This is a genomic window from Eoetvoesiella caeni, assembly GCF_003315175.1.
Lineage (GTDB): Bacteria > Pseudomonadota > Gammaproteobacteria > Burkholderiales > Burkholderiaceae_B > Eoetvoesia > Eoetvoesia caeni.
Genome location: NZ_QNRQ01000001.1, coordinates 366,982 through 382,037 on the forward strand (window position 1 = coordinate 366,982; position 15,056 = coordinate 382,037).

Below are 15,056 nucleotides of genomic sequence, written 5' to 3' on the forward strand. Positions count from 1 at the left end.
ATGGTCAGGACGCGGGGACTTCACGCAGCGAACCGACCCTCGCCGCCCGGCCGCGACTGCGGATCCGCCTGTTGGCGGCCCGGCGCGCATCGACCGTCTCGGAACGCGCCGCGGCCAACGCGAAGCTGGTCACTGTCGCTTCCTTTCGGGTACCTGGCGCAGACTCCGCGCCGACGTGCTCTACCTTGGTCTCCATGGGAATATCCGGCCGCAGCGACTGATAGGCACGGGCATAAAGCGGCGTCGATCGCGACCAACTGAAATTAGCGGCCATCGCGTTATGCTGCATCGCGCGCCACACCTGCGGGTGGCGTCGCAGCGCCATAGCCCGCGCAATCGCCATCTCCATGTCGGCGGGCGCCTCGCCCTCAAACAGAATTCCTGTCGCAAGGCGCATTGCCGTTATGCCGCTTTCACGCCCGGGATCCACAATAGTGTCGACCATGCCGCCGACTTTCGAACCGATTGGTATCGTGCCATAGCGCATCGCATACAAGGGGGTCAGTCCGAACGGCTCAAAGCGGCTACCGTGCAGCAATATGTCCGCGCCGGCATGCAGCATATGCGCTTGCTGTTCATCGAAGCCGATCTTGACCCCGCAGCGTCCCGGATACCGACGGCCCAACTCTCTCAAATCGGCCTCGATAGCCTTGTCGCCATGGCCCAGAATGCATACTTGCAGATCCGGATGGGCATCAAGCGCAGCCGGCAGCGCCTGTGCAGCGACATCCGCCATTTTCTGGGTCGTCATGCGGCTGCCGACCGCGACTATCGTGGCATTGCAGTCTGGAACCAGTTGAAAGTTACGTTGCAGTTCACGTTTGCATGCCTCTTTGTCGCCCATCCTGTCGATGTCGAACGCTCGGCCGGCCAAATAGATGTCGTCCCGGGGATTCCATAGCTCGGCGTCGATGCCGTTGGGTATGGCGACCAGCCTATCACTGCGGGCGGCCAATACCTGCTCGAGTCCGCAACCGAACTGAGGACTCAGTATTTCCCGCGCATAATTGCGGCTAACGACACTGATCAAGTCGGCGTACTGGATGCCGGCCTTCAGAAAGCTCAGCTGACTCCAGAATTCTGCGCCGCTCTCGGTGCAAAAGCGGCTCTCGATGCCCAACGAATTTGCGACATCCAGGGGAAATATGCCCTGGAACGCAACATTATGTAGCGTCAGCATGACTTTCACGCTATTGACGCCCCACTGGCGCATATACAAGGGCACCAATGCGGCATGCCAGTCATGCACATGCACGATATCTGGGCGCGGTACCTGTGCAATACCTTGCGCGATCCTGGCTCCGACCTGGCCCAGCATGGCAAAGCGCACGGCGTTGTCCACGTATTCCATTCCATTGCCGTCCACGTATAAATCGTCACGATCGTACAAGTCATCATTTTGTATCAGCAACACCGATGTGCCGAGCTCGGGCGAGTCGCCAGCCAGCAGCACCGCTGCCCCGCCGGGCAGATTCTCCAGGCGCGCTACTTCATGCAGATTGTCGACGTGGCGCGCCGCACCGCGGTATGCAGGGAGCAGTAAAGTCACCTCGGCACCGGCCTGTTGCACTGAGCGGCACAGGCCGCTCACCGCGTCCGCCAGACCGCCTGTCTTGGCGAGAGGGAACGCCTCCGCCGCTACCGCCAATATTTTCAACGCCACAATTGTTCTCCCTTGATGCGTCTTGATCGGCCCAAAGCAAAGGCCTGATAGATTCGGACAAGAGCCCCAATTTGTTGCCCTTTCACGCTTTCCGACTAGCAAACGCCGTGCCTGGGGAGAGCCTTGAAAACGACGGAGCTACACGGCCGGGCATGCCATTTGCATACGTTCGAACCATGTACCAAGGAGAGCACCATGAACATAGGCGGCACCCCCATGCAAGCGCCCGGCAGATATCTGGATTTTCTGTGGGCGCACGTTCCACCGAATCCCGAACCGGACCACGAACCGGGAAAGCAAAAAGAGCCTCCCAGCATCCCGCCGGAGGCACCCGACGAAGTCGACCTTCCTCCCCGGGAAACGCCGCAAAAGATCGACGATCCCGATCCTGGAAAGAGCCGTAACCAGCCATGAGTGAGAATGCCATGCAAGAGAAGCTTGAATCGCAACCAACGCGAGACACGCTGGCCAACGGCGTGCCGTACTTCGAGCAAGCTCCGCGCGTAGTGTTTGCCAGGCCCAGGCCGGCAAACGCATCGGCTCACGAAACCGCGTCGCAGGATGGGCTGGCCCGCGAAATCGCGCGCTTGTTTGGCTGGAAGTTTCAGCCCGAGGGCGACGACTTTGGCGAGTATCGACATTCGCATCGTCCCTACTATGTTCCGGGCGATACGCTGGTTGACTCGCCTGCCCAAGCCGGTGCGGCGCCGCCTCGTATCGGAGGACACGGCGATCTGTTCGGCGGCATGGTGCCGTATCCCTTTGTAGCAACCAAGGCAATCACGCATGCCCTGTTCGACCATGACGCTCAGCGGCCGCCAGGATGGTCGGTCGAGTTCGGCCGCCGCGTCCAGGAAGCCGTCTTGCGCGGCACAACAGTCTTCTGCATTCAGGACGCACACCGTGCCGGGGCCGAATTGCTGCGCCACGGCCCGATACGGCTCAAGCCGGTAGACGGCACCGCCGGACGTGGACAACGGCTGCTGAAGGATATGGCCGCCCTGGAAGCCGCAATCGATGAGTGCGACTCCCGCGCCCTGGCCACGCAGGGACTGGTCCTGGAAGAACATCTGGAGAAAGTCGCTACGCTCAGCGTAGGAAAAGTCCAAATAGGCAGCCTGCTATCGACCTATGTAGGAACGCAAAGCCTGACCACGGACAACACTGGGGCGTCAGTGTACGGCGGCTCGGACCTGCGCCTGGCCCACGGAGATTTCGAAGCCCTGCTGGCGCTGGCCCTGACGGATCTGGAGCGCGAAGCGATCCGTTTGGCGCGCCTCTATGACGAGGCGGCCATGAGCTGCTACCGCGGCTTGTATGCATCAAGGCGCAACTACGATATCGCGCACGGTAGGGACGCCGCCGGAACCGTGAAACTTGGAGTGTTGGAGCAGTCGTGGCGCCCTGGGGGCGCCAGCATGGCGGAGGTTCTTGCACTGGAGGCTTTTCTGCAGCAGCCGCAACTGCGTTCGGTGCGCGCCTTTACCCACGAACGCTATGGCGAAGCCGCCAATCCTCCACGCAACGCGCGGCTTACCTACCGGGGAGACGACGAAAAGGTAGGATTCATAACCAAATGCGCAGGCATTTATTCGTATGACGACGGATAGCGAAATCATTCGTATCGAGGTACAACATCAAAGCATTGCCGGCACTTTCCTTGTTCCCAGCAACACAGTCCCCGGCGTGCTCTTCGTGCACGGCTGGGGCGGCAGCCAGGCTTTCGACTTGTTGCGTGCCAAGCGTATAGCCGGCATGGGATGCGTGTGCCTGACGTTCGACCTGCGCGGCCATGCCGACACCGTTTCGCAGCAAATGAGCGTATCGCGCGACGACAACCTGCGCGATGTGGTGGCCGCTTACGATCAACTGATCACGCACCCCACCATCGACACCACCGCGATCGCCGTGGTCGGAAGCAGTTACGGCGGATATCTTGCGGCGCTGCTTACGCAGGTGCGTCCGGTCAAATGGCTGGCTTTGCATGTTCCCGCCCTCTATCGCGACGACGAATGGATGCTGCCCAAGCGCCAATTGAACCGCGACGCGCTCATGACCTACCGCCGATCGCAGATCACCCCCGACGACAATCGAGCCCTGGCGGCTTGCAGTACGTTCAAGGGGGACGCCCTGATCGTGGAGGCCGAGCATGACGACTTCGTCCCGCATTCGACGATCATGAATTACGTGGCGGCTTTTCGCTCGGCCCATTCCTTGACCTACCGCGTTGTCGACAAGGCCGACCACGCGCTAAGCTCCAAGCCGTCGCAAGAGGCGTACACGTCGATCCTGGCCAACTGGACGACCGAAATGGTGGTCGGTTCTCGCGTGGGGAGCGGAACAACATGATCAATGAATGGCGCGGAGGCAACAAGTTTCTCTTGCTGGAAAATGGCGAGGAGTATTTTCCACGAGTACTGCAAGCCATAAAAGAAGCGAAGTCGGAGGTCCTGCTCGAGACCTTCATTCTGTTCGACGACAAAGTCGGCCAGGCTTTGCGCAGCGCCTTGATCGATGCAAGGTCCAGGGGCGTGGAAATCGACATGACAGTCGACGGATATGGCTCGGACGAACTATCTCAGGAGTTCATTGCGGGACTGACCGACAGCGGCGTGCGCTTCCACATTTTCGATCCGCGGCCGCGATTGCTGGGCATCCGCACCAATCTGTTTCGCCGCATGCACCGGAAAATCGTCGCGGTAGACGGGGCACGGGCGTTTATTGGCGGCATCAACTTTTCGGCCGACCATTTGCCCGATTTCGGCCCCGAAGCCAAGCAGGACTATTCGGTTGAAATCGAAGGCCCGCTTGCCGAGGACATCATGGAGTTTGCGCGCGAGGCACTTGCCGAACCCAATGCCGCAACCGGGCGCAGGAAAAGGCTCAAGCCGCGCAAGCAAGCCACCCCCGTGGGTGACGGCTATGCACGGCTGGTCATACGGGACAATGCCAAGCATCGCGACGACATTGAACACTCTTATCGGGCCAGCATCCGTCTGGCGCAATCGGACATCATTATCGCCAACGCCTATTTTTTCCCCGGCTACCGCCTGCTGCGCGACTTGGCTGGCGCGGCGCGCCGCGGAGTGCGGGTGCGCTTGATTCTACAGGGCCAGCCCGACATGTTGATCGCCCGGTATGCGGCCAGCATGCTTTATCAATATCTGGTCGACGCTGGCGTCTGCGTATACGAGTATTGCGAACGGCCCCTGCATGGCAAAGTCGCTTGCATCGACGAGGTCTGGTCCACGATCGGGTCAAGTAACCTGGACCCTTTGAGCCTGGCCCTGAACCTGGAGGCCAATGTCTTTATCCAGGACAGCAAGTTTACCGCCGCGCTGCACCGAACGCTGGAAGACCTATTGAGCAAATATTGCCGTGCTGTGCCTGTTACCGCTCATGCCGGCGGGGGACTGCGCCGCCTGTGGGTAGGGGTGGTGGTTTTTCATTTTCTGCGGCGTTTTCCTGTATGGGCGGGCAGCCTTCCCGCCCACAAGCCGCAATTGCAGTCCATCGTCGCCCCAGAACCGGAAAGCCATGCCTGTCCCGACCAGCGAAACTTCCCATGATCATCTCGCGCGCCGCGATCCAGCAATACACGCTCGCCGCGTGGCCGTGGCTGCTACGCTTGTTCACCTTGGCCATCATCACGGTGGTGGGAGTTCTGGTATTCAAGATGGGAAGCCGGATCAACTGGCGCGACGTGATTCATGCCTCCGCCCAGATCGACAAAACGACTCTTGCCGTGTCCGGCGGGCTGGTGTGCGCCGGCTACGCTACATACGCCAGCATCGAATACCTTTCGCGACAGGTCGTGAATCACTCTGTAGCAATATGGAAGACACTCGTCGTCGCGGTTGTCAGCTATGCGATCAACCTGAATCTGGGGGTCTTGCTGGGCGGTATTGGCGTGCGGCTTCGGCTTTATCGCAAACTGGGACTGGACAACACGACAGCGGCCGAAATCGTGCTCTTCAGCTCTTTGACGAACTGGCTCGGCTACTTCTGGCTGGCCGGCACAGTATTTGTCATTGGCGCCGTGCCCGCCCCCGATAAATGGGGAGTCAGCCGCGCCACCGTGCAGCTTGTAGGATTCGGCCTGCTGGCAGTGGCCACGGCATACGTGGTTGCCTGCGCCGCAAGCCGCAAGCGGAGTTGGACCTGGCGCAAGCATCGTATTATGCTTGCGTCTGTATGGATGGCCTTAGCCCAAAGCGCCGTTGCCATTGTGTCATGGAGCATAATGGGCGCAATCGTCTATATCTTGCTGGAGCGCCAGATACCCTACGGGGAAGTCCTGAGCATCTTATTGTTTTGCAGCATCGCGGCCATTATTGCCCATATTCCCGGCGGGCTGGGGGTAACCGAGGCGATTTTCGTTGCCGCGCTGGCCGGCCGTATGCCCGACCACCAAGTCCTGGCCGCATTGCTCATGTATCGTGTGCTGTACCAGCTTATCCCTTTGTGCGCGGCGGCGCCCGCCTACTTCGCCATCGAGTATCTTACATCGCACCGAACCGCCTGAATGAGTATCAAGAATGGAAAAGTCCGATCAAACCGCCGAGGCCATTGCCCATGAACTCAATAACGTTCTGATGATCATCGACTTGAGCCTCGACCTGCTCAAAGAACAATACATCCAGAATGACAAAATAGAACACCTCTTGAAGGTGGCGCACGATAACGTCAAGCGCGGCACCGAGCTGAATCAACGGCTATTGGAATTTGCCAATCGGGACTGAGCATCCGCAACTGGCCGCCGGGCCTTCAGCGCTTTCAGCGCCGCGCCCGACCAGGGTTGGCGCGTAAATGAAAAAGGCGGTGGATGCCCGGCATCCCCGCCTTCTTCACTTTCCCGCTTTCAGCGCCGTGGCTTATTGCAGGGTTCTAGAGAAAACGAATTTATCGTTTTTCCAATCTACCGGCACCACGTCCCTGGGCCCGAACTTGCCTTCCAGAATAAGCCGGGAAACGGGGTTCTCGATGTTCTGCTGGATGGCCCGTTTCAGCGGACGCGCTCCAAACACCGGATCGAACCCGGTACGCGCCAGCTGCGCGACGGCCTCTTCCGATACCTCCAGGCGCATTTCCTGCTGCGCCATGCGCGCGGCCAGGCGTTGCAGCTGAATGCGGGCAATGGACTCGATGTGCTTGGCTTCCAGCGCATGGAAAACGACCACCTCATCGATGCGGTTCAGGAACTCGGGGCGGAACGCCGTTTTAAGTTCGTCCCAGATGACTTCCTTGATGACATCGTAAGGCTGGCCGACCATGCTCTGGATGTGCTGCGAGCCCAGGTTGGAGGTCATGACGACAACCGTATTGCGAAAGTCCACCGTGCGGCCCTGGCCATCGGTAAGCCGGCCGTCGTCCAGGACTTGCAGCAATACATTGAACACATCGGGATGCGCTTTTTCAATTTCGTCAAGCAAGATGACGCTATACGGTTTACGCCGTACCGCTTCGGTCAAATAGCCGCCCTCTTCGTAGCCGACATAGCCCGGAGGCGCCCCGATCAGGCGCGCCACGGAATGCTTCTCCATGAATTCGCTCATGTCGATGCGTATGAGGTGCTCTTCGGAATCGAACAGGAAATTGGCCAGCGCCTTGGTCAGTTCGGTCTTGCCGACACCGGTGGGCCCAAGAAACAAGAATGAACCGTATGGACGCGAAGGGTCCGACAAGCCCGCACGTGAACGGCGGATGGCGTCGGACACCAGGCGCACGGCTTCATCCTGCCCCACGACGCGCTCGTGCAGATGTTCTTCCATGCCCAGCAGTTTGGCTCGTTCGCCCTGCATCATCTTGGCCACAGGAATGCCGGTGGCGCGAGCCACGACTTCGGCGATTTCTTCAGCACCCACCTCGGTGCGCAGCAAATGCGGCTTGCCGTTGGCTTCGCCCTTGTTGGCTTCGGCCGACTTGAGGCGCCCTTCCAGTTCGGGCAGCTTGCTGTATTGCAGCTCGGCCAATTTGTCGAACTGGCCTTTACGCTGCAGTTCGGCCATCTCGGCCCGGGTGCGTTCGATCTCTTCCTTGATGGACTGCGAACCCTGTACGGCCGCTTTCTCGGCCTTCCAGATTTCCTCGTAGTCGTTGTACTCGCGCTGCTGTTGTTCCAGCTCGTCTTCAATGGCCTTGAGGCGGCGCAGCGATGCCTCGTCGGATTCTTTCTTGACGGCCTCGCGCTCGATCTTCAACTGAATGATGCGCCGGTCGAGCTTGTCCATGACCTCGGGCTTGGAGTCGATTTCCATGCGTATGCGCGCCGCAGCCTCGTCGATGAGATCGATGGCCTTGTCGGGCAAAAAGCGGTCGGTAATATAGCGATGGGACAACTCGGCCGCGGCGACGATGGCCGGGTCGGTGATAGCCACGCCGTGATGCAATTCGTAGCGCTCTTGCAAGCCGCGCAAAATGGCGATGGTCGATTCCACATCGGGTTCATTGACCAGCACTTTCTGAAAACGGCGCTCCAGAGCCGCGTCCTTTTCAATGTATTTGCGGTACTCGTCCAGCGTGGTGGCGCCAATGCAATGCAACTCGCCGCGCGACAGGGCCGGCTTGAGCATATTGCCGGCGTCCATTGAACCTTCGGCCTTGCCCGCGCCCACCATGGTGTGCAGCTCATCGATGAAGACGATAATGCCGCCTTCGTCTTGCGCCAGTTCCTTCAGCACGGCCTTTAGGCGTTCTTCGAACTCGCCGCGGAACTTGGCGCCGGCCACCAACGATGCCAGGTCCAGCGCCAGCACCCGCTTGCCCTTGAGGGTTTCGGGCACTTCATTGTTGACGATGCGTTGCGCCAAGCCTTCGGCGATGGCGGTCTTGCCCACGCCGGGCTCGCCGATAAGCACGGGGTTGTTCTTGCTGCGGCGCTGCAAGATCTGGATGGTGCGGCGAATTTCGTCGTCGCGCCCGATGACCGGATCCAGCTTGCCACGGCGGGCAAGTTCGGTAAGATCGGTGGTGTACTTGGAGAGCGCCTCGCGGTTGGATTCGCCTTCGGCATCGGAAACCGATGCTCCGCCGCGGACGGCGTCGATGGCCGCCTCAAGCGCCTTGCGTTGCAGGCCGGCCTCGCGCAATATGGTTCCGGCTTCGCCTTTGTCGTCGGCCAGCGCCAATAAGAACAGCTCGCTGGCAATATAGGTATCGCCGCGATTGGACGCCTCTTTGTCGGTACGCGTCAAAGCCGTTTGCAGTTCGCGGCTGGCCTGGATGTTGCCTTCGGCGCCTTGGACCTGGCTTAGACGCTCGATGGCCGAATTAAGCGCGGGCCCAAGCCGGCTTACGGCAACGCCGGCGCGCGCCAGCAGGCTGCTGGTACCGCTATCGGAATCGGCCAGCAAAGCCGCCAGGACATGCACAGGCTCGATATAAGGATTATCGTGCTTTACAGCCAGACTTTGCGCATCGGCAATCGCCTGCTGGAATTTCGTGGTTAGTTTATCGAATCGCATAGTCGTGTCATTTAAGATTGAGGGCTTTGGCCCGAATGAACCATAGTTGCGGTCAATTCCCCGGATTTCAAGATGTGAAATGCAAACCGCCCGAAGAACGGCGCGGCGGCGCCTCCCTCGCCTACTTTACTCCTTTCCGCCGCCCAGCCGCTTAGGGCACAATAGAGGCCGTGCTTCTTGTTCCACCTCGGCCTCAGGGACGAGGCTTGCGCTTCGGCTCGACTCGCGTTCAATCATGAATAAATTCAAACAGCTGGAAAGCTTTATTGCCGCCGCCACGCTAGGCAGCCTGTCGGCCGCGGCACGCATTGAAGGCGTGGCTCCGGCCATGATGGGGCGGCGCATCAGCGCGCTGGAGTCCCGGCTGGGCATCAAGCTGCTGGTACGCTCGACCCGGCGCCTGTCGCTGACGGCCGAAGGCGAAGCACTGCTCGAAGAGGCCCAACGCATCTTGCGCGACCTTGCCGAAGTCGAGACCCGCATCAGCCAGGGCAGCGCCCAGCCCAGTGGCCATCTACGCATCAGCGCGCCGGCGGGCTTCGGCCGGCGCCATGTGGCGCCCCTGCTGCCGCGCTTTCTTGCCGCCCACCCTCACGTAAGCGTAACCCTCGACCTCAGCGACAGGCTGGTAGACCTTATTGAAGAGCGCTACGACTGCGCCATCCGCATTGGCGACCTGGACGACTCCCAGATCATCGGTGTGCGTCTGGCGGACAATCGACGCGTCATCGTGGCGTCGCCGGCGTACCTTGCCCAGTTCGGACGGCCCAATTCGCCCCAGGACCTGGCTTTGCACAATTGCCTTTCGTTTGGTCCTCAAGGCAACCAGTCCAAAGGCTGGCTGCTCAAGCAGGACGAACAGTTGCGAGCCGTACGCGTCAAGGGCAGCCTGAGCTGCAGCGATGGCTCAGTCTTGCATGACTGGACCCTGGCGGGCTGCGGCCTGGCCTGGCGCTCCCTCTGGGAGGTTCGCGAAGATCTCGAAGTAGGCCGGCTTGTAACCGTCCTGGACGAATACGCCGCGCCGCCCAACGGCATTTTCGCGATGCTGACCGAGCGCAAGCATCTGCCTCTTCGCGTTCGCGCATTTCTTGACCTGCTCAAAACAACCTACGCACAAGCCGAGTACTGGGAAAGTCATTAAGCGTCTGTAAGCTTCTCTGACAAATTCCTTAAGCCAAACAAGGTACAATGGCCGTTCAACTGGAGCCCCAAACAGCCGATGGAAGTGTTGGCTTTCGGAAGTTCCGTAGGATGCGTATGCCAAAAAAAATTTTGCTTACACCCGAATCAATGCGTTGTTCGGCATGCATGCTCAGTACCCTTTGCCTACCTATCGGCATAGAGCAAAACGAAGTCTTTCATCTGGATGAAGTTGTAAACGAACGTATCCGGATACCCAAAGGAAAAGCCCTGTTTCACCAGGGCGACGTAGCCGATGCCATCTATGGCATCCGTTCCGGCTCGATCAAGACGCAACTGGTGGATTCCGCCGGCTTGGTTCAAATTACCGGTTTTCTGTTGGCCGGAGAACTCGTCGGCCTTGACGGCTTCCTGGAAGAATCCCAGCTATCCACCGCCATTGCCCTTGAAGACACCGAGGTCTGCGTCGCCCCCATCGACGATATGGACCGCATTACCGCCCAGGTCCCCGCTTTGCAATATCAGCTCAGGCGCCTTACCAGCAACGAGATCAAGCGCTCGCAGCAATTGGTCATGTCCTTGGGGGTATTGCGCTCCGAACAACGCCTGGCCGGCTTTTTGCTCAGTATTTCGCAACGCCTTGCGGTACTGGGCTATTCGCCCTCGGAATTCGTCCTAAGAATGAGCCGCGAAGAAATCGGCAATTATCTTGGCCTTACCCTGGAAACCGTAAGCCGCCTGTTTTCGCGTTTTGCGCGCGAAAACCTGCTGCGTGTGCGCCAGCGCGATGTCCAGCTGCTGGACATGCAAGCCCTGCGGGACCTGGCCGGCACCGATTGCGGCTGATACAGCTGGGGAAGCCCTGAACAAGTCACCGCGGCGCATGCATCTGCGGACTCGGGCGGACTGCTAACCGCTCGACTTATTCAGAGCTACCCTAGAAGTCGTCGGGTTCTTCAGTGCGCGCCGGTGGTGCCATGAAAAGGCTAAGCGCGCTTGAAAGCGCGGCCATCAGCCAAAACAAAAAAAACCCTCCCGCATAGACAGCCTGGCGGCTAAGCTGCACAGCGCCGAACAACACCAGGTCCAGTGGATCGACCATGGCAAAAACCGTCGCACTGGTTGCAGCTCCTACCAGAAACGACGGCCATAAAGTCCACATCAACGAGCGCCAGTTCATAAGAAAATTTGTCCTTTATCCGTCATTGCCGGGTTATTTTTTGGAACCCTGGTCCATGGGTGCCGCCGCCCGCTCTACTTTAAGGCCACGCTTGACCGCGCCGTCGGTCATGGCCTGGTCGCCAAAATTCTGTACCGCCAAGATTATCGTAATGATGCAGCCCACCATGGTCACGGCCGGACCGGCGATAAGCAGCCATGGCCAAAGCTGGCGCCACCAGGGCCTGGCCGCGGCCTCGGCCTGGGCGCCACTACCGGAATATGTGTTCGACATAAAATTCTTCCTAAACCTTGAATATTAGCGAGGCACGAAAAAACTCGATTTTTCAGCGACCGAGGTTTCGCTGCCGTCGGACGATCTGGCCACCGCCAGCAGACTGATCTCGTGCACTCCGGGCGTCATGTCCGACGCCGGAGCCCTGACCACGACCGGAACCAGCCGGTTGGACGAACCTTCTACGTGCACGTATTCCGAACCATGGTCGGCGGTCACGATGGAGAGCTCGGACAGGCCGCTGGCGCTAAGCTTGATTTCAAGCGGAACTTCGCTGGTATTGATGATTTGCAAGCGGTAGACGTTTTCGATCTGTCCGCCCGCCACTTCGCGCCCCAGCGCACCGCGATCGCGAATCACATCAATCCGCAAGGTCGTGCGCATAGCCAGCGCAATGGCAAAGCCGACGACGATGACGCCCAGTACGGCAAGATAGGCCAGCACCCTGGGCCGGAAAAGGCGCTTGCGCGCCTGGCTTTGGCTTAAACGCTCGGTAATGGCCTTGCCCGAGGTATAGCGGATAAGCCCGCGGTCGTAATGCATTTTGTCCATGACCTGGTCGCAGGCGTCGACGCAAGCGCCGCATCCTATGCACATATACTGCAAGCCGTCGCGGATGTCGATGCCGGTGGGGCAAACCTGCACGCACAGGCTGCAGTCCACGCAATCGCCCATGCCGGCCTCTTTATGGTCGACGCGCCGCGAACGCCCGCCGCGCGGCTCGCCGCGCACATGGTCGTAGGTGACCACGAAGGTATCGTCGTCGACCATCACGCTTTGAAAGCGCGCATAAGGGCACATGTATTTGCACACGGCCTCGCGCATGAAGCCGGCGTTGCCCCAGGTGGCGAACGCGTAGAAAAGCATCCAGAACCATTGCCAGGGCCCCAGCGACATTGCCAGCAGCCCTGCCCCCAATTCGCGAATGGGGGCAAAGTAGCCAATAAAAGTAAAGCCCGTCCAGAAGGCAATCACGATCCAGACGAAATGCTTGGCTGCTTTAAGCCGCAGCTTGCGCAGATTCCAGGGGCTTTCATCGAGCCGGATGCGCGCAAGGCGGTCGCCTTCGATCTTGCGCTCTACCCACATGAAGATTTCGGTATATACGGTTTGCGGGCAGGCATAGCCGCAGAACAGGCGTCCCGCCATTGCGGTAAACAAAAACAACGCAAACGCTGAAACGGCCAGCAAAACAGCCAGATACACCACATCTTGCGGCCACAGCACCATGCCGAAAATATAGAACTTGCGCGCACCCAGATCGAATAAAACGCCTTGCCTGCCGCTCCATTGCAACCATGGCAAACCGTAAAAAATGATTTGCGTGATGTACACCATGGCGATTCGCCAGCGCGCAAACACACCCGCAACCGAGCGCGGATATATCTTGCTGCGTACGTCGGCCAGTGCAACTTCGACCTGGGGCGAGGCTCCGCCCATGGCAGCCTTTGTAACCCTGGGCGGCTGCCATCCCGGCACAGCGGCTTGCTTCGGACTATCGGGCGGACGGTCGCTCATGCTGCTTGCTCCTTGGCTTTATTTCGCCGCGGGATCCGGATTGGACAATCCCCACACCCAGGCGGTCAGCATACGGATCTGGTCGGCCGTCAGATGCGCTTCTTGAGCCGGCATCTGGTTATTGCGCCCGTTCAGGATCGTATCGACGATGCTTGCTTCAGAACTGCCGTAAAGCCATACGCCGTCGGTTAGATTGGGCGCGCCCAATGCCGTATTGCCCTTGCCTTCCGCGCCGTGGCACGCTACGCAGAAAGTATCGAAACCGCGCTTGCCGGGCACGACGCGCAGGGCATCGCTGGCCAGGCCCGACAAAGAACGCACGTACTGCGCAATATCGGCGGCTTCGCCTGGCTTGATCTGCGCCTTCCAGGCCGGCATGACACCATGGCGACCCTTGGTGATGGACTGCATGATCTGCGCCGGCTCGCCGCCATACAGCCAGTCATGATCGGTCAAGTTGGGAAAGCTCGGTCCGCCGCGCGCGTCCGAACCATGGCACTGCGCACAATTGTTCAGGAAAAGACGCTGCCCGATTTCACGCGCTTGCTCGTCATGGGCCACCTCGGTAATTTCCATGCCGGCATAACGCTGGTACACCGGCTTGATCCTGTCGTTCAGCTCTACCTGTGCATCCTGCACCGACTGCGCCGTGGTGTACTCGAGCACGCCCTTATAAGTGCCCAGGCCCGGATAAAGCACCAGATAGCCCAGGGCAAATATACAAAGCCCCACGTAAAACACCGTCCACCAACGCGGCACAGGATTGTTCAGTTCGGACAGATCGCCATCCCATACATGGCCGGTTTCTTCGGTTTGCTTGACCTCTTTTTTGAGCCATGCGCGCTGCGTATAGATCAGCCACAGGCAGAACGCTATCCCGCCCAGGGCAATGGCGGAGATGTAATAGCTCCAAAAGCCGCTCACAAAATCACTCATGAGTATCCCCTTGTTTCTTGTCGTTCATGCTTGGGCCGGACGAATCGTCTTCGCCGCCTTCTTCTCCCTTGCCGCTCTCATCTTCGTCCGGCAAGGCGAACGGCAAAAGAGAGGCTTCGGTATTGTCCTTGGCCCGCCCCCGCGAGTACGCCCACCATACGATGCCGATGAACGTGACCAGGGCGACGGCCGTTATGATGCCATTGAGCACGCCCATGACTACCGCCTCCCTTCCGTCACGGCCTGCTGGGCCGCGGCGCGGGTTGCCACGCCTAGTCCTTGCAGGTACGCCACCAGGGCGTCTTCTTCGGTCTTGCCGGCCAGCTGTGCGGGCGCCTTGGCAATTTCCTCGTCGGTGTAAGGCACCCCCAGTGTGCGTAGGACATTCATTCGGTCCTGAACATCGCTGCCCTCTACCGTGTTGTTCTGCAGCCATGGATAGGCGGGCATGTTCGACTCTTTCACGACATCGCGCGGATTGCGCAAATGCACGCGATGCCAATCGTCGGAATAACGCTGGCCGACCCGCGCCAGGTCCGGCCCGGTGCGCTTGGAGCCCCACAAGAACGGACGGTCGTACACGAACTCGCCGGATAGCGAATACGGGCCGTAGCGCTGCACTTCAGACTGCAGCATGCGGATCTGCTGCGAATGGCAGCCTACGCAGCCTTCGCGAATGTAGATATCGCGCCCTACCAAGTGCAAGGCTTCGTAGGGCCTTGCGCCCTCTACCGGCGCCGTGGTCGAGTGCTGGAAATACAGCGGCACGATTTGCGCCAGCCCGGCGAACAGAATGACGACAATGCTGAGGACGATGAGCAAGCCGACGTTGGTTTCGATTTTGTCATGGCTGAAGCTCTGCTTTTTCTGATTGGACATA

16 protein-coding genes are annotated in these 15,056 nt (G+C 59.6%); 8 read left to right on the forward strand and 8 right to left on the reverse strand.

Annotation, left to right across the window (positions count from 1 at the left end):
• Positions 1-4: 4 nt before the first annotated feature.
• Positions 5-1,663 carry a glycogen synthase GlgA gene (gene glgA, locus DFR37_RS01635; RefSeq protein ID WP_170139802.1) on the reverse strand — a complete coding sequence of 553 codons (1,659 nt, stop codon included), beginning with the start codon at positions 1,661-1,663 and terminating at the stop codon, positions 5-7.
• A 195-nt stretch (positions 1,664-1,858) separates the two neighbouring features.
• Here glgA and DFR37_RS01640 point away from each other — a divergent pair, with 195 nt between their 5' ends.
• The 6 genes from DFR37_RS01640 to DFR37_RS01665 are packed head-to-tail and all read left to right on the forward strand — an operon-like array spanning position 1,859 to position 6,405.
• The gene (locus tag DFR37_RS01640; protein ID WP_113931501.1) at positions 1,859-2,077 is read left to right on the forward strand and encodes a hypothetical protein; all 219 of its coding nucleotides are present in this window, start codon (positions 1,859-1,861) and stop codon (positions 2,075-2,077) included.
• Complete coding sequence (locus DFR37_RS01645) at positions 2,074-3,273, forward strand: DUF3182 family protein (RefSeq protein ID WP_242341677.1); 1,200 nt, start codon at positions 2,074-2,076, stop codon at positions 3,271-3,273. Before DFR37_RS01640 ends, DFR37_RS01645 begins: the two co-directional genes overlap by 4 nt.
• On the forward strand, positions 3,260-4,012 hold the full coding sequence (locus DFR37_RS01650; protein WP_113931502.1) for an alpha/beta hydrolase family protein: 753 nt from the start codon (positions 3,260-3,262) through the stop codon (positions 4,010-4,012). Before DFR37_RS01645 ends, DFR37_RS01650 begins: the two co-directional genes overlap by 14 nt.
• On the forward strand, positions 4,009-5,232 hold the full coding sequence (gene clsB / locus DFR37_RS01655; RefSeq protein WP_113931503.1) for a cardiolipin synthase ClsB: 1,224 nt from the start codon (positions 4,009-4,011) through the stop codon (positions 5,230-5,232). The genes DFR37_RS01650 and clsB overlap by 4 nt, the downstream gene beginning before the upstream one ends.
• Positions 5,229-6,188: a putative bifunctional lysylphosphatidylglycerol flippase/synthetase gene (locus tag DFR37_RS01660; protein WP_170139803.1), complete on the forward strand. Its 960-nt coding sequence runs from the start codon at positions 5,229-5,231 to the stop codon at positions 6,186-6,188. The genes clsB and DFR37_RS01660 overlap by 4 nt, the downstream gene beginning before the upstream one ends.
• Positions 6,189-6,201: 13 nt before the next feature.
• The gene (locus DFR37_RS01665) at positions 6,202-6,405 is read left to right on the forward strand and encodes a histidine kinase dimerization/phospho-acceptor domain-containing protein (RefSeq protein ID WP_113931505.1); all 204 of its coding nucleotides are present in this window, start codon (positions 6,202-6,204) and stop codon (positions 6,403-6,405) included.
• A 132-nt stretch (positions 6,406-6,537) separates the two neighbouring features.
• Here the strand turns inward: DFR37_RS01665 and clpB are convergent, their stop codons facing one another.
• Complete coding sequence (gene clpB / locus DFR37_RS01670; protein WP_113931506.1) at positions 6,538-9,126, reverse strand: ATP-dependent chaperone ClpB; 2,589 nt, start codon at positions 9,124-9,126, stop codon at positions 6,538-6,540.
• Between the two features lie 235 nt (positions 9,127-9,361).
• On the opposite strand from clpB, the gene DFR37_RS01675 reads away from it, so the two are divergent.
• Complete coding sequence (locus DFR37_RS01675) at positions 9,362-10,270, forward strand: LysR family transcriptional regulator (protein ID WP_113931507.1); 909 nt, start codon at positions 9,362-9,364, stop codon at positions 10,268-10,270.
• A 116-nt stretch (positions 10,271-10,386) separates the two neighbouring features.
• Positions 10,387-11,115, forward strand: coding sequence for a helix-turn-helix domain-containing protein (locus DFR37_RS01680; RefSeq protein WP_113931508.1), 729 nt, complete (start codon positions 10,387-10,389; stop codon positions 11,113-11,115).
• Positions 11,116-11,206: 91 nt separating this feature from the next.
• Here the strand turns inward: DFR37_RS01680 and DFR37_RS01685 are convergent, their stop codons facing one another.
• Genes DFR37_RS01685 through ccoO form a run of 6 tightly spaced genes read right to left on the reverse strand, consistent with a single transcriptional unit; the run spans position 11,207 to position 15,055 of the window.
• Positions 11,207-11,449 carry a hypothetical protein gene (locus tag DFR37_RS01685; RefSeq protein ID WP_113931509.1) on the reverse strand — a complete coding sequence of 81 codons (243 nt, stop codon included), beginning with the start codon at positions 11,447-11,449 and terminating at the stop codon, positions 11,207-11,209.
• A gap of 33 nt (positions 11,450-11,482) precedes the next feature.
• The gene (locus DFR37_RS01690) at positions 11,483-11,722 is read right to left on the reverse strand and encodes a FixH family protein (RefSeq protein ID WP_113931510.1); all 240 of its coding nucleotides are present in this window, start codon (positions 11,720-11,722) and stop codon (positions 11,483-11,485) included.
• A gap of 24 nt (positions 11,723-11,746) precedes the next feature.
• Complete coding sequence (gene ccoG, locus DFR37_RS01695; protein WP_113931511.1) at positions 11,747-13,240, reverse strand: cytochrome c oxidase accessory protein CcoG; 1,494 nt, start codon at positions 13,238-13,240, stop codon at positions 11,747-11,749.
• Between the two features lie 18 nt (positions 13,241-13,258).
• Positions 13,259-14,176, reverse strand: a complete 918-nt coding sequence (gene ccoP / locus DFR37_RS01700) for a cytochrome-c oxidase, cbb3-type subunit III (protein ID WP_113931512.1) — start codon at positions 14,174-14,176, stop codon at positions 13,259-13,261.
• Positions 14,169-14,393, reverse strand: coding sequence for a cbb3-type cytochrome oxidase subunit 3 (locus DFR37_RS23460; protein WP_113931513.1), 225 nt, complete (start codon positions 14,391-14,393; stop codon positions 14,169-14,171). Before DFR37_RS23460 ends, ccoP begins: the two co-directional genes overlap by 8 nt.
• A 2-nt stretch (positions 14,394-14,395) precedes the next feature.
• Complete coding sequence (ccoO, locus tag DFR37_RS01710; protein ID WP_113931514.1) at positions 14,396-15,055, reverse strand: cytochrome-c oxidase, cbb3-type subunit II; 660 nt, start codon at positions 15,053-15,055, stop codon at positions 14,396-14,398.
• Position 15,056 lies beyond the last annotated feature (1 nt).